We start from the raw sequence: 21,991 nt of genomic DNA, 5'->3' as shown, positions 1-21,991 counted from the left end.
TAACACAAAATAACCTTTTTATGTAAAAAATTATTTACCCAAAAATGTTAATGAAAAGGATGTTGTGCATCGCACAACCGAAATTCATCCCCCCCTTACCATTGGGCTACGCCCTTCACATGCTCGAAGAGGGAGAATTCTTTCGGAAATCTGTTAAAATCTGTTGAATCGTATGTAATGTTTTCTCTACTTCTGGAATACTTCCATATAGCCCACTACCATTTGTTTTAATTTCAGCTTTAAATAAATTAGAATCAGTTAGAACTCGAATGGGCATAGTGTTGAGAATAAAGGTTCCTTTTGGGATGGTAGTTTTATAATAACTATCCGTATAATCTTCCTTTAATACACGTAATCCTCTGCAACCTTGAACACCTTTAGTTGATTTGTTTTCTCGAATCCATACATCACCAATTCGTTCATATTTATGAATCTCAACTAATAATCCATCTACAATACGATAAATATCTTTAACAGGATGCGATTGAATTTTCTCCATATAAACTCCCCCTAAATGTATTCCTTTTATAAAATTAACATATTTTATAAACTATAGTCAATAAAGTAAGTATAAAATATCTATTAACTGTATTTAATATAAAGAATCTCTAAAAAAGAAAATGCGTTTGAATTTATGTAAAATAAAGCAGGAAAGCAATTTGATAGAGACATAAAAAATATGAGGTATATTCAAAATGAAGATATGTAAACCATTTGTTTTTATTGACTATAGTAAATATAGAATATATAATTTTATATAAATATTAATGTTTATGGAGGAATGAAAAATGAGTGAAAGTCATTATGAGTTTAAAGTAGGGGATTTGGTTGAATGTGAATATATCAAAGACTCTTTTGTAAATGGACGTATTGATTCAGTGAATAAAGCAAAGTCAATAGCAGAAGTAATCATTGGTATCACAAGTCGTAAAACTGGAAAGGTTAGTGAAGAAAGAATAGAAGTATCATTGAATACACTAACACCGTGGAATCCAAAAGGAAAATAAGTTTCAATAAAGGAATGATTTCATGAATAAGAAAATTTTTATCTTATTGGGACCATCAGGAAGTGGAAAAACAACATTAGGGAAAACATTAGAAGAAAGAATGGGAATTCCTGAAGTAATCTCTCATACTACAAGAAAACCGAGGGCAGGGGAAGTAGATGGAAGAGACTATTATTTTGTTTCAAATAAAACGTTTGATATTCTTGATAAAATAGAGAGTGTTGTATACGCAGGGAATTCGTATTGTGTCAGTAGGGAAGAGATAGATAGCAAATTAAGAACACATGATAAAATCTATGTTGTTACAGATGTTAATGGGGCTATGCAGATTAAAAAGGCATATGGTGACATGGTAACGATTATATTTATATCTCTTTCATTGATACGTATGGGGTGGAGAATGTTTAAAAGAGGGGATTCTTTTAACAAGATAAAAGATAGAATCATGTATTGTATTAGAAATAAAGAAGGAAAGAATTATTCACATGCAGATTATGTAATCGTAAATAATCATTTTGATAAATCTGTACAAGAATTAAATAGAATTGTATTTAAAGAGGATAGCTAATTAATAGCTACTTTTTTATCTATTAGTTAATCAAAATAAAAAAGAGAGGTCTCTATACCTCTCTTTAAAAATAGATTCATTATTCAACTATAACAATGCAAATATCTTTCCTTAAAGGGCAATCAGGTTCACCATCTTTGCTTGTTGTATAATACCAATTATCTACAACTGCATAAACATTTTTGTTTTTTATGTTTTGATATAATTTTCTTCCCCAAGAATCTGCGCCTATAAATTTCACTTTAATTTCCATGTTATAACCCCCGTTAATTAAAGTTAGTTATTTTTTATCATATTAGCAACTTCATCCAAATCAAATCCATAGATATCTTTTATCCAATTCTTAATGGTTACATCATATCCACCTAATAAACCATTCTATTGAACAACACATGCAAACACTTCAGACTTATCCATCTCTAAAATGGTATTGTCCATTGATGTATCATCTTTATGTAATCCTAAACTTTGTCTAACAGTTTCAATTAAATGTAATGGGTATGTAGTTTTTAATTGTTCTGTTAATACGATTCCTTTTAAATCATTTTCTATTTTCTCGGATATTCTGTCTATTCCAGGAACTGTATAACCATAATCAATAGAAACTAATGTAAAGTTTTTTCCGTTTTCGATATCATCAAATCTATATAGAAATTCATGTGTGCTCTCATTATTTTCATATTTAAAAGTGATGAAACCATCCACATAACCTTTTAAATCTCCTTTTTTATATACATTAACACTACTAATTTCATATGTTAACGTTTCTATTTTCTCCTCGGAATTTTCTTTAGCTTTTAATAGTATTCTGTAATACAAGTCTGTACTTATTTCATGATTTATTTTCACTTTATTTTCATTATAAATTGGAGACTCACCTTTATAATTTAATGCAACGAAATACTTTTTACCATTTTCAATAACTGACTTCATTTTAAAACCCTCCATTTAATAACATGCACTTTTTTCTATCATTCCGCTTTTAACGTTCTTTCCTTACTATGTTCTAAAGTCTTATAAATCGCTTCTGTAAATTCAGATATAGTTACGCTGTTTTCCAGTAGGATATATTCCCAATACATTTTATTATGTTTAACTTTAGATGAAAGACTATAACCAAATCCAAGCGTTGCAACTTGCAAATACACTTGATAACCTTCTTTGTTCTCTATAGTAAAGTAATTCTTTCCAATATTGACAACCGTTAAATCACTTTCATTTTCTTGTACGTGATTTAGAATGTCTTTAAAATCCACTTTAAAACCCTCCATTTAATAAAAGAGGGATGTTTTTATTAACAAAACATCCTTTTTAGAAGATAATCTTTTTATTGACCAGTTATAGATTTCTGAAATTCATCTGCTAAATTATCATTAAAAAATCTTACACCTTCAATAAAATAGTAAATTTGATTTTCAAATTCCTTTGCCTTGTCCGTGTCGTTTTTTTCTTTAGCCCAATCCCAAAATGATATGTATTTATTAAATTCTTTTCTAATATCATTATCAGATAAGACAAGTTCTCTCTCATAATCCTTAACAGGCTCGTTGGTTTCATTATTTTTTACACCAAACGCCTTCCTAATTATTTCAATTTGTACCATTACTCTTCGACTTTGTTCTCTTGTTACTAAAAATTGAGTATCTAAATCAATTATTTTTTTCATTAACTTTTTATTGTTCATTTCCGTTACCTCCACTTAATAGAAGAATCATTTTATACGAATGAATTGATTAGCAATAAAAATTTCTCATTTTAAGCTTTAATTCGTTTAATCCTTTTTCTAACAAAGTTCCTTTGTGCTTATGTAAACGTCCGTGAGAAACAGTTCGAATTTGTTCTGCTTTTATAATCCCATTAATAGAACAATCTCTATCTGTAAGTAACTCCGAGTTTATTTTCATGTGACAATCTAAACTTTTATCAGCATGAGTGATTGGCACAACTACTACTAATTTTTGAGATTCATTATAACTATCGGGTGAAACAATAACACATGGTCTGATTTTATTCATTTCAGACCCAACATTCACACCTAAATCGACAGTCCAAATCTCTCCGTGCTTTGGCTTTTTTTGTGTAAAGCGTTCTTTTACCGTATACACCATACCTTTGGGGGTAAATTCTTTTAATCCTGCAAAAATTTGATAATCAGTTTCGTTTGCATGTAGTAGGGCGTTTTCTACATCTTCCCCTTTGTAGTAAACTGTACTGTAAACCTGATTTGTTTTTTGTGTATTTTCCTCGACCTGTTGAGTAGCTTCTAACATTGTTTGATTCATCATATTCTCTCCTTAAAAATAAAATTGTAAAATTACCTGTTTTTTATATAATCTACTTATTTTATTCAAAAATGAAAGAATTATAATGAGATAAATAAAAAAGAAGCTACATAAATAAGTAGCTTCTAAAAATCAGTTTATTCAATTACATTTACTTACCGAATAATAGACTTACATCATCGTCTGTTATTTCTACTTCGTTTTCTTCTTTTTTATTATCATCTTCAGACTCTTCAGGAAGTTTTTTCTGTTCTAATTTCTCGTCTTCCTTAGACTCTTTAGAAGTAGAAGCTTCGGTATCATTTTCTAATTTCTCTTCTGGAACATCTCCCGTTGTTACTTCTTTTGGCGTTTCGTCTACTGTTTGAGGTGTTTCGCTTCTATCAATAACAGTTTCTTCTTTTTCCGATTTTTTAAATTCCTGTTCTATTTCAACTTTAGATTCCTCTATTACTTCTGGTTTTTCAACAGGTTTATGTTCTGTTATAGAATCAGTTGTAAAAGAATCTGTTGGTTCTTGTTTTTGTTTTTGAGAAGATTGTAATTGCACTTCTGAAAATTGAACAGGATTTGTTATAAAATCAGATAACATAGCTCCATTTACATTAACGATTTTTTCAAATGCTTTTTCTACCGCTTCGTTATAAGTAGTATTTTTTTCAGGGAAATAAATTTGAAGCGTTTTTTCAATCATTTCAAACGTGTTCATCAACTTATTTATCCCTATTGAAGATTCTAATCGAACTGCCATTAGGATAGATTCACTAACCTTTTCTGACATATTTTCATTATTAGCGGCCCATCTTAATAATACAGGGTTAATTGAATCATAATACTTTTTATTTTGAAGGGAGACATTTATATGTTTCTTATATTTACTCTTATCCATATGCATTCTCCTTTATGGAAAGAAACAGGATTATATCCTGCTTCTTAAAGTGCTACTTTATCATCCTCTTTAAGGAAAGGATTTCGACTTTTTTCAAAATCTTTTTCTTTTACTTGAGAAACGATTTTAGCAAACATAGCAACTAACTTTTTCTTATCTTTTTGCACTTCAGGGATGTGTCTCATTGCATAACTGATGCAATTATCCCATTTTGCTGTTTTAGAAAAGTCCATATTGGAAGTGTTGTGTGGTAATAGAGATTTTAAATAGTTTTCTAAGCGTAATGAACCCCCACCTGAGAAGATAATGTAGTGTCCTTTTTGTTCAATGCTGATACCACGACCAGACAACTCATCAATAATACGAATTTCAATAAATGTACATACTACATCTTCGATGAATTCGGCACTATCTTTATATCCATCAATATTATTAACTTCTACGATTCTACCATCTGAAATAGATTGTAAAACATCAAGTTCAGATACATTGATTTCATCTGCTGGTACAACCTTGCGTAATTCAGTCTTAATGTATTGCTCTAAATGGTTAATACCTGCTTTATCTAAACTACAAGAGTTAACGGTATTACCTTTTGCATCGTATTCTCTGTAGTTTACGTTTTGTCCACCAATGTCAATAATATGGAAGTTTTTTTGTTCTTTTGATTGCATACGAGGGAATAAAGCCATTCCTTCTGGTTTTACAGTTATTGAGCTAATTGTGAATGTTTTCTTCTCATCATTTAAGTGAAGAGAAATTTCACCTTTTTTATCACCTAAAAGTAATTCTTCAAATTCTTTACGTTGTTTTTCATTTTCAAAATCACTTGAAGGGTAGCCAACTACTAAATCAATCTTTTCATTATCTTTTTCTACAATATTAGCAATTGCAGTAAGAACACATAATTTATGATGGTCATTATTTTTTGTGATTTCAAAGTTGTATGTACGCTTTACACCTTCACCAACGATGTATTTCTGTCCGTTAATCTCGACTTTAAATTGAAGAGCACTTGAACCATCAATTCCACGGAAGTTTCGTTTTGTTTCTGTTTTTGAAGGGAAGCTGAATACTTTATCTAAAGTACCATCTTCTTTTAAAGAAAATACTTTTACTGCATTTTTACCTGGGTCTACAATAATCATTCTATCGCAGTTTTTAGTCATGAAAGGAATCCTCCTTAATGTTTCTAACGTCTTAATTGATTTTACTATGAAAAATCAAAGAACGTCAACAAAAGGCACTATAATTTTTTATATTTGATGTATTAAAAGAAATTAATATTTTATTACATATTTTGTTATGTTCACAATATTTTATATTATAACCAAAATACAAAACCCCTCCGAAACATAAACCTATATACACAAAAAAATAAAAGAGAAGGTTCGTCTTCTCTTTACTTATAGTTCATATGTGATTTTTCCTTCAATTGTTTTGTAGTTAATTCCATAAGAATCCAATACTTTTTTAAACTCAGCTTGATAAGAATCAGAAGCATTGTTTTCTTTTCCAATATATTCATTTGTAGTATCTATAATTTGTTCCCTACCAATTGTTCTAAGAGTTTGAACTAATCCATCTAAAGCTACTAATCTATCATGAAGATTAGTGAAAATAGCAGACATATTTTCGTCTTTCATCTCTTTTTCTTTTGAAAGAAGAGACTTTTTAGCGTTACTAATATGTTGTGCTAATGAATCTGTTTCGTTAGTAAAGATATATTGATTGGATTTTCCTTTTTCGTAGAAAATAACTTCTGATTTTAAATTAAGTAATGAATCTAATAAAAAATTATGAGTCTCAGAAGAAAGTGACAAAAGTTCTTTCTTTTTATCTGTCATTTTTTCTACTTTTAAAGATTTTTGCCCGAAAGAAAAAATAGGTTTCAATTCTTTTTCTTTTGATTCTGCTTCTTCTGATGAAGGGGTTATTTTAGAAACTGATTTTGCCTCCAAATCCTTCTCCTTTTCTTTTTTAGCAACATTTTCTTTAGTTCCTTCTACTTTCTTTGTAACGTTATCTACATTTTTATCACCATTAATAATGGTAGTGTTTTTTGAGATGAAATAATAAAAAAACTGACAAAATGAAGCGAATAAAATAATAAGAAATAAGAGTATGAGTACTTTAGAAAATCGTTTTCCTATATTAGGGGTATCGATATTCGAATTTTGTGTTTGAAAATCCTTTTTTTGAGAAGAGGTTTCTTCTTGAAAAGTCGTTTTGTCTCTTTCTTTCTCTTTGATTAAATCATCTTTTAATTTATTTTTATCTGATGTTTTTAAAGAGATTATTTCTCCATCTTCATACTTTAGATAGGTAGAAGAATTTTTTTTACCTCGATTAAAGAGTTGGTAGAACCATTCCTTCATTTTTTATCACCACCTTCAATTTCTATAGAATATATTACGTAAAAAGTATCGGAAGTATAAATCGAAATGGTAGAACCAACTATGCACATAAATGCTTTTAATTGGCTATCTGGATTCATAACATAGATTAGAGTCAAATAAAAGGAGGGGGTTACTATCGAATTAGAACGATTAAATATACCAAAAGCAAAGCAAAATCAATTCATTAAAAAGGGAATGGAATCAATAGAGGATTTGATTCGTTTTTTTCCTCGGAAGTATTTTGATTTTAGACAGATACATTTTGTGAAAGATGTAGTAGCAGATGAATACCAATCTGTGGAAGGTGTGGTGAAAGAAATTAAAATCAAGCCTCATGCTGTTACTTTGAAAGTTGAAGATAAAAGAGCTTCTATTATTTATATTAGCTTTTTTCATCAGCCATATATTGCTCAGAAATTTATTGAAGGTGAGTCATACATCTTTTGTGGGAAGGTAACGATAAATTATAGCTATAGGAAGTTTGTTTCAATCGCAAATCCTGTGTTATATGGGCTTTCTTCAGAAACAAAGCCTGGCATTTTACCTGTGTATTCAAAAATCAAGGGAATGAGTGATGAGTATTTAACACGTTGTATGAATAGTGCTTACTCTATTGTTCATTCGGATGAATATCTTGAAAACAGTATAATCAAGAAGTTTGATGTTGCTTCATTTCATAAAGCATTACAATATATTCATTTTCCCAAAACGATGGAAGAGGTGCAGATGGGGCAAAAAAGATTTTTGTTTGACGATTTATTCTTTTTTAATTTGAATTTATTAGCAAATGAAAAGAGCCAGATGAAACAGTCGCCTTTTCAAATAGAGAAATTTGAATTATCGAAACGACTAATGGATTCTTTACCGTTTGATTTAACAGAGGGTCAAAGAAATGCATTGCGAATGATTTCGCTTAAAATGAAAAAGAAAGAAAGGGTTAACGCTCTAATCCAAGGTGATGTTGGTTGTGGAAAAACAATGGTTGCTATCTTCTCCTTATTGATTGCTGTAGAAAACGGTTATCAGGGAGCGTTAATGTGTCCTACAAGTGTATTAGCAAGACAACATTATGAAGAATTAGTAGAACGTTTTGCTCTGTTTGGAGTGAATGTGGCTTACCTTTCAGGAGACTTGAAGGTTAGAGAACGGAAGAAGATTGTGAAAGGGATAAAGGATGGTGAAATTGATATTGTTGTAGGGACTCACGCAGTTTTAGGGAAAGATGTAGAGTTTCAATCGTTAGCACTTACAATTGTAGATGAAGAACATCGGTTTGGAGTGAAACAAAGAGAATTACTGCAATTAAAGGCCAGTAAGGGAGTGCATACGATATCTATGTCTGCTACACCAATTCCTCGTAGTTTAGCGATGACAATACATGGTGATTCCATAGATGTGATGAATATAAAATCCTTGCCAAAAGGGAGGAAACCTGTCGAAACAATCTTAATTACAGCAGAAGATAATTCTTATCATAAAATTTATAATGAGGTACAGAAAGGAAGACAAGCATATATTGTTTGTCCTTTAGTAGAAGAAAGTAGTAGTGATGTCTTGAAAGATGTTGAGAGTGTAGAGGAAGCATTTGCAAAAGCTATACAGTATTTTGAGCCAAAAGGAATGAAAGTAGGGATGGCTACGGGAAAAATGAAACAACAAGAGATAGATGCAGAATTAGAAAAGTTTGCGAATAAAGAATATGACGTCTTCATCTCTACCACAATTATTGAAGTTGGAGTGAATGTTCCGAATGCTACTGTCATTCTCATTAAAAATGCAGAACGTTTTGGTCTTGCTCAACTTCATCAATTAAGAGGGAGAGTTGGACGAGGAAGTTATCAATCTTACTGTTTGTTACTCTCAGAAAAATCTACTGAAATAGGGAGAGCTAAATTAGAAACAATGTGCCAGACTACAGATGGATTTGTAATTGCGGAAAAAGATTTAGAACTTAGAGGTACAGGAGATTTTATTGGAACCAGTCAAAGTGGTCAAAATAAATACGTTATGCTCATGTTAGGGAATGCGGAATTAAATGAGACTATTCGAAGTGAAATAAAAGAGATTTTAAACAATCCAATACGCTCTGCTTTTTACAAACATTTATTGAATAAATGAGAGAAGAAACAATTATAATAAAGATTATTTTTATATAAAGTTGCCGTTTTTTCGGTAACTTATAAAAAGAGATGAAACTTATATCATACAATTTTTCTTAGTATTTGATGAAGCTTCTTGTATGATAGGAGACTAAGTTTTAGCTGATGGTGACATTATAGAAGAAGCATAAAGAAAAAACAGACCCTAAAATATTTTATTAAAAGTAAGGTCTGTTTTTTTGTTAAGTTATGTTATTAACTTTTTTTATTTACGGCTGAAACATAAAACAAGTTTTAATGTTGCTCGCCAACCCTCTAACCTCAAGAGGTAAATCACAGATTTTTATGTTGTCTGTCAACAATCTGGCACCCATAGTCCAGACAGACGGGATGAGGTATTTATTCTCCCTTGTCGAGTTATTTCGTTGCTTGTTCAACGTGAATCATTACTTATTATATTAATTCTAAATCGAAAAATGCTTTTATAAGACGTAAAAATGGTTTTATAAAGAAAAATATATAATATTTTCATTGACTATAGTATATAATTGTTTTATAATTTAAATATAGTTGATGAGGTGCTTGTAAGACTACATAAAACATGCAGATTGGTAAATGAACGTGTCTTACACCTTCTTCTTCATCAAGATAAAAGTTGTACTCCGAGGTGGAACTTTTAAAGATATATTAAAGCTGTGGTTGGAACTAAAAGCTGTGGGATAGATTCCCATCAACTTATTGTAAAAGACAATGTTCTTGTTACTTTTGGGTTGATGTTGATGATTGGGTCGGAGGTCGTCAAGGTTATAACTAAATAATTCTGCTTATTCATGATAAGTAGGGTTATATCGAAAATACGGTTGGAACATAAATGATTGTGGATGGTTCCTGTTAGTTGAGTTTTATGCCAAGTGAGCATTTAATGAGCTGATATAGGTAATTGATCGGTTGGAGGTTACCTAAGTTATAACTTACTTTTAATCAAGGAAGTAACTGTGAAAACTCTTCTTTCCTTGGAACCAGGAGAAGAACTGTGAAAACTACTCTTTTCCTGCTTATATTTTTGAGGTGCTGATAAGACTACATTCAAATACGACAAATTTTAAAAAATAAACTTGGGTTGTTTATACGAAACACTCATAACTGTCTTATTACTTCTTCCTCAAAGCTCATTTCTTATATTTTCTACAATCCGTAGAAAAAGTATAACGAGGTGCTCGCAAGACTACATTAAATTTGACAAAAGATATTTAAGGTTTGAAGTCCAAAAAGAAATTTTGGTATTTTGCATGTGAATAAAGTAACGTGCAGGTATCTAATCTTGTAAAATGATTAGATACATTACATCCTACAATGTCTTGCACCTTCTTCTTCGTTATATTTTATATAAACATGTTACATGTTTTAGAAGAATGAGCCATGAGAGGATGATATATCTTCTTGTGGCTCATTCTTTTAGTATTAAATTAAAAAATCCATATATTCAAAAGGAGAGTGTTAAGTTATGAATACAATCAATAAAGTGAAATTCATGAATTCTGATAAGGTGTTAACAAAAGAGGGTGCTTTAGCATACAAGAATAGCTTTAAAGAGCAACTGGTAGAATTGTTTACTTTAGGACTGTTAAACGGGACTTTTTATACAAAGCAAGAAGATGTATTGAAAAATGCAGGGGAGGTGTTCCAACGTGCTTTAAAAGAAGAACCTGAGTTTGCAACGAAATGTGCGGTTTATGGAGCTGTTCAAGGAAAGCTAAAATTGGTTCCAACAATTTGGATGGTGTATGTTTCTGCATTGGAAGATAAATCTTTATTTAAAAAAGCATTTCCACAAGTAATTCGTAATTTTAACATGCTCTATAACTTTGTTGAAATTTCACGAAAAGGCGGTATTCGAAAAGGTTTAGGACGCTCTGCAAAAAGAGAAGTGAATACTCGTTTTATCCAACTCATTAATGAGTATCAGGCGACTCGCTATAAAAACAAAATTAGTGATATTGCTAAAGTCACAAGACCTTTCTCGGAAGACAAGGATTACCAAAATCTCATGAAATATATCTCTAAAGGAGAATTAACATTCTCAAGAGCTCAAGCGTTAAAATTTGTGATTAGCGGGTTAGAAGAAGGTGTTTATTCAACTGATATGGATGATTTAGTTCGCAAACACTCTATTCAGTTAGAAGAAGTGAAACACTCTGTATCTAATTTGTCTCCTGAAGATAAACAACGCTTGTACGCAACTGTATATGAGCGATTGAATTATAATGCACTTATTTTAAATTTAGTTGCTTTAGAACGTGTATTTGCAACAGAGGTTAGAAACGAGCATGTATATAACCCGAGTATCGGACAATATTTCTGGCAAGACGTTGTAATGGAAACTGCGATTCCTTCAAGAATTATTGACATGGTTTCTGCAAAAATTGCAAATAAAGAGGACTATAAACGTTCCAATATGTTACCATTTGCTCTGATTCAGGCTAATAAAAAGGTGGTAACTCCTGAATTTAAACAAGCTTTAGGAAAGTTGCTTCGAGATGTAGCACAAGAGGCATTTTCTATTAATAAAAACAAATCACTATTAGTTGGTGTGGATACTTCAAGTTCTATGAATGCTTATTCACTTGGTGGATTAACACCGATGGATATCGCTACTTTATTTGGGGCTATGGTAAAGAAATCTCATAGTAATACAAATGTAGTTGCAGTAGCTTCAACGGCAATAAAAGTAGATGTTCGTTCTCAGGATGATGTTTTTAAAATGGCAAATGATATAGAGGATACATTTGTTGGATATGGAACACAGTTCAACAAGTTACTTCAGTCTTATAAAAATGAGGATTATGTTATTCTTTTTACGGATAATGAACCTGCTGATAGCATTGAGAATGCATGGTTAGAAATTAGCCAGGAGACTGGAGCGAAGTTAATCATTTGGCAACTGTCCGAATCAGGTCATAAAGTGTCTAAGGATAGCTCAGTCATCTATGTGAGAGGTTATTCTGATAGATTGTTAGACTTAGTAAGAACGATTATTGAGTCTGATGGTGACCAAATGAAAGAAATTGAAAGTATTGAAGTGTAAGGTGAGGGGTAAAACCCTCATCTTTTTTTGTTGTCGAATAGTTCATCTCTCCTTTTTCTACAATACAACAATCATATAAAAAGGAGATGATTAGATGTATAAAATATTAGAAGTAGAAGAAAATGACCAAATGAAAATCGAAATATTAGAGGTTCCTCAATTAAAGGGTGCAAGGGATGTCGATAATGCAATGAAACTATATTTCGCTAAAGAGGCTCATGTTACTTTTAAGCAAGTCAGAATCACATTGAGAAATGGTTCAGTGAAAACAGAAGCAGGAGCTTTATATATGTTGAAGGGGCATATTGATTGCGAAGTAAATAATGGTGGAGTAACAGGTTTATTTAAAAACATAGTTAAGGGTTCTTTAACAAATGAATCAGCTATTAAACCTGTGTATAGTGGAGTAGGGGAGATTTATTTAGAGCCTACATTGAAACATTACGCAATTATGGAGCTCAATAATCAAGAAATCATTGTAGATAAAGGGATGTTTTGTTGCAGTACCGCAGATATTGAAGTGGGTCCTGTTTCTCAAAAAAATATTAGTTCTGCTGTTTTTGGAGGAGAAGGATTTTTTCAAGTTTCTCTAAAGGGAACAGGATTGGTTGTTTTAGAATTACCTGTACCACGGGATGAAATCATTGAATATCATTTGGATAATGAAAAAGCACAAATAGATGGAAATTTTGCAGTTTTACGTTCTGGGGATATTCGATTTAGTGTAGAAAAATCAGCTAAGAGCTTAACAGGGACTATGTTAAGTGGTGAAGGGTTATTACAAACATTTACAGGTTCAGGCGTGTTATGGGTTGCTCCAACTGCCCCATTCTATGACTCTTTAAGTCCAGGAGAATTGTTAACAACAAGGAATGATAGGAATAGGAACAACAAACAATAAATACACTAAAAGGACGCATGAGATGATACTCTTTGCGTCTTTTTAGTACAACTATATATTCTTGTTTGAAATAATTCTTGGTGAATTTTAAAACAAGTTTATGTATTAACTTTCTTTTCTAATACGCCATCCAACCCCGTAATAATCTTCTCTTGTTGCCCAATCTTTTAATAATGCTTTAATCCTCACTTTCATATAAGCAACCCATAACCGTCCTTGATAAGTATTGCTATAAACAACGTTCTCTTTCATAGGGAAAATTGCCAATATCTCTATTCTCCATTTAGCTGTCGTGTTTAATTCCTTAGGCATATCCTTGAAAAATCGTTTTATCACGTTTTTTACTCCTCATATAGTGTTTTACATCAATCTTATATTTTTCATATAACATTTTCATGAAACGATGTATTCTTTTTTGAAATAATCCTTTGTGAATTTTAAATCAAGGGGTTCTGTAGGCCTCTCAAAAAGAAATAAATCTTTTCTTGCACGTTTCCAAGGTTCATCGTTAGTTATAATTTCTTCTAATACCTTAGGTGTATAGAACTTGAATATATTCCATATATAATCAAGAAATAATCGTGTCTCTTGACTAAACGAAAAGTCATTATTGTATTCTTCAGGAATTGTATTGTAAGTGTATTTTTGATATTTATTATCAACGGATTCAATATGTGGACCATATTCATACATATATATGCCTTCCAAAAAAGGAGGTTTATTAAAAATGGCCAAATGAAATCCTTGAGCAAAATAGAGTAATTTATGTAATTTCATGTTTGTAACCCCGTATTTTTCGCTATTTCCTCCTTTGAAAATAAAGTATTTAGCAATTTCTAAAATATCTGTACGGAAACCTTCCATGTAAAAAGCACCTCCAATCTAATATTTATTTAGAAACTACATGTAAATTGAGTGAGCTTTTAGCTATATGTAGTATTATTTATTGATTAATGCAGGGTCAAGAAGCTTTAGAATGTTTTCTATGTTTACTCCTTCTTCATCAATATCCTCACCGATAATTGTTGTTACAATTTCCCACAAGGAACTAAGATAATCAGATTTATCCGCAAAATAAATGGCAGAAATTGCTGATTCCAAGGATTTTCTTTCTTTCATACTTAATTTTTCTAACATCTTTATTATTTCATTTTGTTTCAATTTTATCTTCCTCTCATTTATCCGACTAATTTTTGAATGTATTATTATAAGAATTACATTGATAGGACACTAATGTTATTTTATGGTCAAACCTTCAGACCATTGAAAGTATCCACTGTGCCCTAAACATTTTGTACTGAACTTCCACAATGAGGACAAGTTTCTTATCTCCAATTTTTATGAAAAATATTTCCTTTATTCAGCTATACATTCACGATGTATAGCTTGTATTTTTAATTTTAAAGATTGTATTGTCTTGATAGATTCCAGTGTGAATATTGATTTTGTCATATCGACTACACTCATTTCTAAAACCCCGTAGTAACTATCTAACTCACCAAAATTTAATTGTGTTTTAGGTTTTAATTTTTTATGCGTAGTTTTAAACATAGATTCCATCAGGTTCCAAAATGAAACACTTTTAATATCCTTTTCTTCTTTAGACTTTGATTGTTGTGTTTTTATAAAGAACAATTCTTTTTCTATTAATGTTTTTGATAGATGTATTTCTTCATCCGAAAGAAACAACGTTGTACTTCGTCCAGGGTGTATGTTTGATAAGACATTCGACTTGCTTTGCTTAGAAACAATTAATTTCAATAGGGACAGCTCCTTTATTAGGTATGCTACCTTCCAATTATATCAAATTAAGAAAGAAAAATAAATCTTTTTAGTAAAAAATTCTTTACACGTACAAATGCCAATCATTGACTATAGTTAATGATTGTTATACTATTTGTTTACAACGAAAGTTATAGAGAAGGGTGAATATATATGAATTTTGTTAATGAGTCTCATCAGTTACAATACAATCATTTTATTTCCTATATAAAATCAAAAAAAGAACATGCAATCATCTACTTGTTAACATCAATAGAATGTTCAGATGAAATGATTAGCCAACTGTATTCTTTTGACGGTTCTTATATGGAGTACAATCAAAAACTGTTTGAAGTTTTAAATAATGAGTTCAACGAAAAGAAACGAATGATAATTGCTGTTGCATTTAATCTATTTAATGGGGCAGATATTACAGATGAATTGAAATTATCACAATATAATTACGGGATAGATTTATATAGTATCCGATGTGTGTTAGGAAAAGAAATTAAAGTGGTTAGTGAATCGTTAGCGATATTAGAAGATTAATAGAGAAAAGAGTGGTGTAGAAGTGCATGTAAAGTATTTTCAGGCAATAGCAGATATTCAACATCATTATGACGATATATTACGTCAATTTGAGAACCCTAAATATGGTCATTCATTATTGGAATCATGGGGGATTCAATTGTCGGAAAAAGAAGCCATTATGGAAGAACGAGGTGTTCTTGAATATTTAATTGGTTGTCGATTGGGGGTTGTTCGAGATAAGAGTATACAAAAACCTTCTATTGAAGTCGTTCAGCGATGCTTTCAAAGGTATCTTGTATTCTTAGAGACGGTTTTTAAATGCAATGCTTATAATGTAAACAAACATCCGTTTAAGTTAATACAAAAAGAATACAAGGCTTGCCGTCACTACCTGTTTAAATTTTCTTTACCTGCTTGGTATGAAAAACTACCGAATGAGGTTTTGACATTGAAGGAAAAGTATAAAAATATTTAATACAACATACATGATGTGATTGAAATATAAAATATATGTGCTATAATTTCATTGACTATAGTAAATAAGTGATGAAAGGAGGATGTTGAGTGCAATACATTCCTAATTTTTTCCCAATCAACATGTTCCAAAGAAATCGAATCCATAATTTAATCTATGAAAAAAGAAATGAAATATTGAATATGCAAAAAATAACAGAATTAGTTATTGAAAATGTTCGATATGGATATTCAAATATTAGTGACATTTATGGAAGAGTAGACTTAACACAAGTGATAATAAATGCGACAGAAATGAATAGCTTCTTTGAATGTCCATTCATTAAAGGAAACCATGCGTGGATTAGTATGAGTGAAACAGGACATTGCAGATATTTTACAAGGAGTAAAGCAGACGTTACAAATTCACTTGATTTAATAGATTTGCTAAGTGTGTATTATAACAAAAAAATTGGTAAAACGATTCGACTTGCAAATCATCAATTCGGTTTAATATGGGAAGATAAATGGCTACATGTTCAAGCACAAAAATATGAAGAGAACATTGATTCTTTGGATTGTATATTGCCTAAACGATATCCTCATTTATATAAACTTATAGGAGATAGATTTGAAATTTTGAAAGTAGTAAATAGAGTGGGATTAAACACGCTTGTCAGCAAACATTTGAGTTATCAAAATCAAGCTATCTTTTTCGTGTCCACAAAGTATCTTAAATACAACTATTTCCCCAATTTTTCAACATCTGTCATCAATCAATTCATGAATTTGTTTGCTGTGTTAGGATTTATTCGGAAGATGAAAGAGGATGAAATTCCTTTAGAATTTTTAAACCAAGCGAAAGAAGAAATGAAGAAGTATAAAGAAAAACGGAACATTATTTCTTTTTATATGGTTGAAACGATAGAAGATGTAATTAACATTGCAGAAGATAGAGCACAAGTTTTAATACAAAATAATATTAAATATCATACGTTAACAAAAGATAAGGTTTCTCAAATTTTTGGAAATGAATTTTCAGAAGACATTTATGTTCAAACAACTTCTGGTGGTTCAAAGAAACATAAGCATGAGCGAGAGATGTTAGAGGATTATTTTCATCATTGCTATAAAGAATATGGTTTTGTGGCAAAAGAGAAAATGATAACACTGACAACAATGAAAGAAAAAACGGTGGATAAAATATGGAAAGAACTTGTTTCGGGTACAAACGGTGTCGTATTTAGACTAAATCCTGAATTGAGAAAAGCATTGAATTTAAAATCAAGAAGTTCAATTGTTATAGATGAAAATAGAGTAGGTGAAGTCCTTACAGTGTAAGGCTTTTTTAAGGTGTTTACATTGACTATAGTTAATGTAATGTGATTGAATATATATAACGGAGGTTTTAGTTTTGAAAAACTTTGAAATTAGTGTTGAAAAAACTGCAATTAGAAATGGGATTTCAAAGAGTACAAGTCTTTTATACAGTGATTCAAATTATATGAATCATAATGTACTTGATTATGGAGCAGGTCGATTACGCAATGCTAAGTTTTTAAGAGATGAAGGATTTATAGTAGATATTTTAGATACACCCAAGCAGGTATTTCATTGGAGTCCTGAAGAAATGAGTTCTTTTCATGGGGTTTGGCAATCTATTTACTTATATGACTTAAAAATATCTCATCGTTTTTCTCGTATTCTATGTAGTTTTGTACTAAATGTAATTCCAAAAGAACACGAACGAATTGAAGTATTAAGTAATATAAACCTATTGCTTGAAAATGAAGGTATTGCCTACATTGAAGTTCGTAGAGAAAAATCTATCATGAAAGCAAAAACGATTGAATCATTTTCGGATGGGTTTGTATTAGGGAAGGGGAATGTGAGGACATTTCAAAAGCCTTTTTCAAAAGAATCATTTGAAGCGTTACTTAAAAAATCCAATTTAAAAATAAAAAAGCTAATTAATTATCCCGATAGTATTGTAGCTATTTGTGAAAAGGGATAAGAGGAGGATATATATGATTAAAGACCATAGATTTATTTCGGCATATGCGAATGAATTTGATGAAGAGTTTAAAAAAGCGGTGGATGAACTACAATCACAAGGTCTGGTTGTGGAAGTGCAATATTCAGTATGTAGAGAGAAGTATAGTAACGATTATTCTGCATTATTATTAGGGAGGGAGAAAGGTGGAGAAAAATAATATTCTGCCTTATATGTATAAAGTCCCAATAGGAGATTATAGTGGAGATGGTCATGGTCAGTCTAAAGACTTTGTTATCGTCACAAATTATCAAAAAGAAAAGTTAATAGAATCATATCAAAATACATGTACGAAATTAGGCTACAAGTTGCATGATGAAGCTTATTTTAATAGAGAAGATTCACCTACAAAAACCGCAATTCCGCTTTTAACAGATTATGGAGATAACTTTATAGATAAAGAAATTATAGATGAGTGGAAAACTATGGGTTTCTCGACTGAAGTAAAAACCAATGAAGATGTTTATTATGTAGATGCAGATATGTGTTTCCAGTTATTTATGTGGTTCGTTTCTTATTCAATGCCAAAAGATTTTTTATATAAAAATTTGGGTATCGAAAGCCTTGGATTTCGTGAATTTATTGGGTATGGATGTTTTCTTGATTAAGGAGAGATTAAAATGAAATTTGGTCAAATGAGTATAAAAAAAGCCTCTACACAAGCAGATTATGTACAACTTGATATTTGTGGTTTAACAGCGGAAGAAGCACTTGAAAAATATACGGCATATGCACCACTTCCTGTTATTTTGCATGGAGATTGGACAAAGAAAGGGTATAGTGAAAACAACATCTTGTCTCGATATAAAGAGTATATAAGGATTATTTATTTACTCCAAAAAGAAACAAAAGTCTATGGAATTACCATTCATCCTCCTTCAAAAAAGAAAATGGGATGGCATATCTTTAAACAGTTATGTTTAAAAATTGAGGAAGAAACAGATTGTCCTGTTTTTATAGAAAATCGAAGTAATGCAAGATTACATGTTTCTCTGCCAGAAGAGGTTATTGCGATTAGTCATGAAGTGAAAATGACAATTGATATCCCACAATTATATATCGCTTGTGGCTATGATGACTCTCATTTTATTGATGTGCTACAAAAGATTAATTGGATAAATGTAAAAGAATTACATCTTGCAAACTTAAAGAAAACAGAAAAAAATACATTGGTTGCTCGAAAATTAAAGGATGGATTACTTGATTACAACATCTTGCTAAGCTATCTTCCTAACCCTGTATTTATTACATTTGAAATTTTAGGCGGGGTTCCAACATTTGAATCTCAAAAACATGACTTTCTTGATTTTAAGAAAGAGGTGATTGGATGAATCGCAGAGTAAAAATAATAACCCTATGTGCAATGGTTTTAAGTAGCTCTATTGTTATGTCTGGTTGTACATACTATAAAATCCCATTTAAGTCATTTGTCAAAGAAATAAAGCCTGAAGAAAAAGAGAAGAAAATCCCTAAAATTGCAGGACTGAAAATAGAAGATATTCAAAATGAATTAGATTCATTAGACTCTATGGATAATCAATTAAAAACAATAGAATCTATCATAAAAGAAAAAGATTCCTATTTAAAAGCGATGTCAAATGGAAAAAGTATGTATAAATTGTTGCATTCTGTTTTTACAAATAATTATGAATCGAATGAAGATGCCTTTTTTGAAACATTAGCTGATATGTATAAAAAGGAACATCGAAAAGTAGATTCTATCACATTAACTGCTTTCGGAAAGCAGATGATTGATAACAATGAAAAATATAAAGCGATAATTGATATCAACAGTGTGGATGATGATAAAACATTTGATATTCAGACGATTGAATTGATTTTAAATGATAAGTTAAAAATTGAAAAATCAAATAAGGTAGGAAGTATTCATGAATCTGAACACACAGAGTCTCCATTAATGGGAGAAAGCACAATGGAATCAAATGTTCATAATGAGTTTCTATTAGAACTAAATACATTTTTGCACAGCATGGATAGTAAAGGATTGCATCAACAAGTAGTAAATGAAGAAGTAAAAGAAAATAGCCCTGAATTTGCTGAACTTGCGAAAAAAATGGGGCTGTCAGAGAAAAGTGCATCTGCTTTATATCAGTTATCTAAATTCACGAAACAAGAAATGAATAAGAAAGCAATCACAGGGTATCTGCATGATGATAAAAATGTCAGAGCTGTTACAGTATATACACTTTCTGTTCCAACAGAGAAAGGAATTCATCATTTTAAAATTGATTTTAAGCGTGGAATGAACAAGATTATTAGTATCAAAGAAAGTAACCCATCATAAAACCAATTATATAAATATACTTCTTCTTATCTGTCTACAATAAATATGGAAATTATAAAAAGTAAGGAAGTGAGAATATGTTAAAAGAAAAAATCAAAGAAGAATTAATTCGCTATTGTAAAGAAGGAGTATATAAAAAGGGATTTAATGAGGCATTCCAAGATGAGCTTATCAAAAATGCAGATAAAATTGCAGATATTTTAATTAATGATGAACTCCAAATAGATATGAATCATTTACAAGATGAAATTGAAGATGCTATTCGAGTATATATATTACTTCGATAATTAATATTTTGAGAGGGGTTGAATATGTTGGTTTTAAAAATTTCAAAACCAATTGCTATTACTTGCTTGTTAGCAAGTATCTTAGTCGGTTGTAGCACAAATACAACAAATAAATTAGATGATAAGGACCAAGCATCATTTGTAAATGATGTAAATAAGATGGTTGCAGATAGAAAAAGTGGATATGAAGTAGAAGCTAAGTTCAAAAATAAAATTATGCAATTAGATAAAGAACATGCCACGGATGTAATCAATGCCTATATGTTTTCTTTACAACAAGATAGTAGTGAGTTGAAAGTAAAAATGAATACATTACAAAAAGACTTGCAGGATGCAATGAAAGATAAAAAAGTAGATTTGACAAAAGAAGAGTCTATTGAAGAATTAGATGGAGGTTTGGCAAAAGGATTGTTAGAAGAAGCCAAAAAATTACATCTAAAAGTTAAAGAAGACAAAGGGTCAGAAACATTTTATTTAGCAATTAATTATGACTATGTTCTTAAAAATTACGAGAAATATATGAATACAAGTTTAAAAGAATTTCTTCAGTTTAGTCAGAGACAAAGTGAACATGAAATTTTTGATTCAAAAAAAGAAAAATTTGATTTAAAAGAAATTGTAAATCAAATCAAGGAAATTGAGTCAAAAGAATCTAAATGGAAAGATGGTAATTATAAAGAGCATTGGGCTTCAAATGGTAGATACCTATATAGTATATTATTAGGTCTTGACCATACTTTCTTTGTTGAAGATGGAAAAATGAAACAAGAAATTAAAAAAGAGCTTGAATCGTTAGCAGAAGAAAATAAGAAAACTGAGGTTGGTAAATTACTAAAAGAATATATATCGTTAATTGATAAACAAAATGGACAGTATAATGACCAAGTGAAAACAGAAGCAAGAAATTTAGCTATGAAGCCATTTGCAAAATATATTGATATTCAATTTGGTGATGAAGAAAATACGCAACAAACAGAAAGTACGAAACAAAAACAATAACTTTAGTAAAGAGAGGATTTACCTCTCTTTTTTATTGGATTTTAAAATAAGCAAAACATTATTGACTATAGTTTATAAAAATAATATAATTCTTTTAGAATTAATAAATGAACGGAGGAATTTACAATGAGAAATGATGAACTTTATATCGTTCAATTAATAAATGGTAAATATGCAAGATTTTCTTCTCGACCTCACTTTATAGAGGATGTATTTGGAGAAGATGAAAAAGAAAAAGCTACTCCATTTAATAAGACTGACGCAGAAGCAATTGTAAAAGAAATGAACAATCCTACGATGGTAAAACATGTAGGCCTTTGTATAGAAGCTCAAGGAATTGTCCCTTTACACAATTAAATCATGAGGTGAACG

Annotated in this window: 29 protein-coding genes; 16 read left to right on the top strand and 13 right to left on the bottom strand. The window is 30.5% G+C overall.

The features are described 5' to 3' along the window. Positions 1-115: 115 nt before the first annotated feature. Complete coding sequence (locus ACIQ7L_RS25130) at positions 116-499, bottom strand: hypothetical protein (protein ID WP_400572549.1); 384 nt, start codon at positions 497-499, stop codon at positions 116-118. 289 nt (positions 500-788) lie between these two features. Here ACIQ7L_RS25130 and ACIQ7L_RS25125 point away from each other — a divergent pair, with 289 nt between their 5' ends. Both ACIQ7L_RS25125 and ACIQ7L_RS25120 read left to right on the top strand, forming a co-directional pair. Then, positions 789-1,007, top strand: coding sequence for a hypothetical protein (locus ACIQ7L_RS25125; RefSeq protein ID WP_400572547.1), 219 nt, complete (start codon positions 789-791; stop codon positions 1,005-1,007). Between the two features lie 22 nt (positions 1,008-1,029). Further along, positions 1,030-1,575 (top strand): guanylate kinase, encoded by a 546-nt coding sequence (locus tag ACIQ7L_RS25120; protein ID WP_400572545.1) that lies wholly within the window; start codon positions 1,030-1,032, stop codon positions 1,573-1,575. Between the two features lie 79 nt (positions 1,576-1,654). On the opposite strand, the gene ACIQ7L_RS25115 is transcribed toward ACIQ7L_RS25120, so the two are convergent. The 8 genes from ACIQ7L_RS25115 to ACIQ7L_RS25080 form a co-directional block, all read right to left on the bottom strand. Beyond that, complete coding sequence (locus ACIQ7L_RS25115) at positions 1,655-1,828, bottom strand: hypothetical protein (protein WP_400572544.1); 174 nt, start codon at positions 1,826-1,828, stop codon at positions 1,655-1,657. Positions 1,829-1,953: 125 nt separating this feature from the next. Then, on the bottom strand, positions 1,954-2,508 hold the full coding sequence (locus ACIQ7L_RS25110) for a hypothetical protein (protein WP_400572542.1): 555 nt from the start codon (positions 2,506-2,508) through the stop codon (positions 1,954-1,956). A gap of 38 nt (positions 2,509-2,546) precedes the next feature. Further along, positions 2,547-2,831 (bottom strand): hypothetical protein, encoded by a 285-nt coding sequence (locus ACIQ7L_RS25105; RefSeq protein WP_400572540.1) that lies wholly within the window; start codon positions 2,829-2,831, stop codon positions 2,547-2,549. Positions 2,832-2,902: 71 nt separating this feature from the next. After that, positions 2,903-3,259, bottom strand: coding sequence for a hypothetical protein (locus ACIQ7L_RS25100; RefSeq protein ID WP_400572539.1), 357 nt, complete (start codon positions 3,257-3,259; stop codon positions 2,903-2,905). A 49-nt stretch (positions 3,260-3,308) separates the two neighbouring features. Then, positions 3,309-3,857 (bottom strand): type II toxin-antitoxin system PemK/MazF family toxin, encoded by a 549-nt coding sequence (locus ACIQ7L_RS25095; protein ID WP_400572537.1) that lies wholly within the window; start codon positions 3,855-3,857, stop codon positions 3,309-3,311. A gap of 151 nt (positions 3,858-4,008) precedes the next feature. Continuing rightward, a complete protein-coding gene (locus ACIQ7L_RS25090) occupies positions 4,009-4,746 on the bottom strand; it encodes a hypothetical protein (protein WP_400572535.1) in 738 nt (245 codons plus the stop codon). Positions 4,747-4,790: 44 nt separating this feature from the next. After that, complete coding sequence (locus tag ACIQ7L_RS25085) at positions 4,791-5,915, bottom strand: ParM/StbA family protein (protein WP_400572533.1); 1,125 nt, start codon at positions 5,913-5,915, stop codon at positions 4,791-4,793. Between the two features lie 237 nt (positions 5,916-6,152). After that, positions 6,153-7,124 (bottom strand): hypothetical protein, encoded by a 972-nt coding sequence (locus ACIQ7L_RS25080; RefSeq protein WP_400572531.1) that lies wholly within the window; start codon positions 7,122-7,124, stop codon positions 6,153-6,155. A gap of 156 nt (positions 7,125-7,280) precedes the next feature. Here ACIQ7L_RS25080 and ACIQ7L_RS25075 point away from each other — a divergent pair, with 156 nt between their 5' ends. The 3 genes from ACIQ7L_RS25075 (at position 7,281) to ACIQ7L_RS25065 (ending at position 13,230) form a co-directional block, all read left to right on the top strand. Further along, positions 7,281-9,263, top strand: coding sequence for an ATP-dependent DNA helicase RecG (locus ACIQ7L_RS25075; protein ID WP_400572554.1), 1,983 nt, complete (start codon positions 7,281-7,283; stop codon positions 9,261-9,263). A 1,485-nt stretch (positions 9,264-10,748) separates the two neighbouring features. Then, a complete protein-coding gene (locus ACIQ7L_RS25070; protein WP_400572529.1) occupies positions 10,749-12,329 on the top strand; it encodes an RNA-binding protein in 1,581 nt (526 codons plus the stop codon). A gap of 94 nt (positions 12,330-12,423) precedes the next feature. Next, entirely contained in the window at positions 12,424-13,230 is an 807-nt protein-coding gene (locus tag ACIQ7L_RS25065) for an AIM24 family protein (protein ID WP_400572527.1), read from the top strand. Between the two features lie 105 nt (positions 13,231-13,335). On the opposite strand, the gene ACIQ7L_RS25060 is transcribed toward ACIQ7L_RS25065, so the two are convergent. From ACIQ7L_RS25060 to ACIQ7L_RS25045, 4 genes are all read right to left on the bottom strand, one after another. Beyond that, positions 13,336-13,566, bottom strand: a complete 231-nt coding sequence (locus ACIQ7L_RS25060; protein ID WP_400572526.1) for a hypothetical protein — start codon at positions 13,564-13,566, stop codon at positions 13,336-13,338. A 57-nt stretch (positions 13,567-13,623) separates the two neighbouring features. Further along, entirely contained in the window at positions 13,624-14,094 is a 471-nt protein-coding gene (locus ACIQ7L_RS25055; protein ID WP_400572525.1) for a Panacea domain-containing protein, read from the bottom strand. Positions 14,095-14,169: 75 nt separating this feature from the next. Continuing rightward, positions 14,170-14,391 (bottom strand): hypothetical protein, encoded by a 222-nt coding sequence (locus ACIQ7L_RS25050; RefSeq protein WP_400572523.1) that lies wholly within the window; start codon positions 14,389-14,391, stop codon positions 14,170-14,172. Between the two features lie 195 nt (positions 14,392-14,586). Further along, positions 14,587-14,991 (bottom strand): hypothetical protein, encoded by a 405-nt coding sequence (locus ACIQ7L_RS25045; RefSeq protein WP_400572521.1) that lies wholly within the window; start codon positions 14,989-14,991, stop codon positions 14,587-14,589. Positions 14,992-15,165: 174 nt separating this feature from the next. Here ACIQ7L_RS25045 and ACIQ7L_RS25040 point away from each other — a divergent pair, with 174 nt between their 5' ends. The 11 genes from ACIQ7L_RS25040 (at position 15,166) to ACIQ7L_RS24990 (ending at position 21,976) form a co-directional block, all read left to right on the top strand. Then, complete coding sequence (locus tag ACIQ7L_RS25040) at positions 15,166-15,540, top strand: hypothetical protein (RefSeq protein ID WP_400572520.1); 375 nt, start codon at positions 15,166-15,168, stop codon at positions 15,538-15,540. A 22-nt stretch (positions 15,541-15,562) separates the two neighbouring features. Beyond that, positions 15,563-15,997, top strand: a complete 435-nt coding sequence (locus ACIQ7L_RS25035; RefSeq protein WP_400572518.1) for a hypothetical protein — start codon at positions 15,563-15,565, stop codon at positions 15,995-15,997. 89 nt (positions 15,998-16,086) lie between these two features. Next, positions 16,087-17,316: a hypothetical protein gene (locus tag ACIQ7L_RS25030; RefSeq protein WP_400572516.1), complete on the top strand. Its 1,230-nt coding sequence runs from the start codon at positions 16,087-16,089 to the stop codon at positions 17,314-17,316. Positions 17,317-17,389: 73 nt separating this feature from the next. Beyond that, positions 17,390-17,989: a class I SAM-dependent methyltransferase gene (locus tag ACIQ7L_RS25025; protein ID WP_400572515.1), complete on the top strand. Its 600-nt coding sequence runs from the start codon at positions 17,390-17,392 to the stop codon at positions 17,987-17,989. Between the two features lie 13 nt (positions 17,990-18,002). After that, positions 18,003-18,188: a hypothetical protein gene (locus tag ACIQ7L_RS25020; protein WP_400572513.1), complete on the top strand. Its 186-nt coding sequence runs from the start codon at positions 18,003-18,005 to the stop codon at positions 18,186-18,188. Next, positions 18,175-18,636 carry a hypothetical protein gene (locus ACIQ7L_RS25015; protein WP_400572511.1) on the top strand — a complete coding sequence of 154 codons (462 nt, stop codon included), beginning with the start codon at positions 18,175-18,177 and terminating at the stop codon, positions 18,634-18,636. The genes ACIQ7L_RS25020 and ACIQ7L_RS25015 overlap by 14 nt, the downstream gene beginning before the upstream one ends. Positions 18,637-18,648: 12 nt before the next feature. After that, positions 18,649-19,359 carry a hypothetical protein gene (locus ACIQ7L_RS25010; protein WP_400572510.1) on the top strand — a complete coding sequence of 237 codons (711 nt, stop codon included), beginning with the start codon at positions 18,649-18,651 and terminating at the stop codon, positions 19,357-19,359. Next, a complete protein-coding gene (locus ACIQ7L_RS25005) occupies positions 19,356-20,333 on the top strand; it encodes a hypothetical protein (protein ID WP_400572508.1) in 978 nt (325 codons plus the stop codon). The genes ACIQ7L_RS25010 and ACIQ7L_RS25005 overlap by 4 nt, the downstream gene beginning before the upstream one ends. A 77-nt stretch (positions 20,334-20,410) precedes the next feature. Further along, complete coding sequence (locus ACIQ7L_RS25000; RefSeq protein ID WP_400572506.1) at positions 20,411-20,620, top strand: hypothetical protein; 210 nt, start codon at positions 20,411-20,413, stop codon at positions 20,618-20,620. 24 nt (positions 20,621-20,644) lie between these two features. After that, a complete protein-coding gene (locus ACIQ7L_RS24995; protein ID WP_400572504.1) occupies positions 20,645-21,619 on the top strand; it encodes a hypothetical protein in 975 nt (324 codons plus the stop codon). 126 nt (positions 21,620-21,745) lie between these two features. After that, positions 21,746-21,976 (top strand): hypothetical protein, encoded by a 231-nt coding sequence (locus tag ACIQ7L_RS24990; RefSeq protein WP_400572502.1) that lies wholly within the window; start codon positions 21,746-21,748, stop codon positions 21,974-21,976. Positions 21,977-21,991 lie beyond the last annotated feature (15 nt).

The sequence above is a fragment of the Bacillus sp. NPDC094106 genome (assembly GCF_044764345.1).
Classification (GTDB): domain Bacteria; phylum Bacillota; class Bacilli; order Bacillales; family Bacillaceae_G; genus Bacillus_A.
The sequence above is the reverse complement of the archived record's forward strand: the minus strand, read 5'-3'. Positions and strand labels throughout refer to the sequence as shown.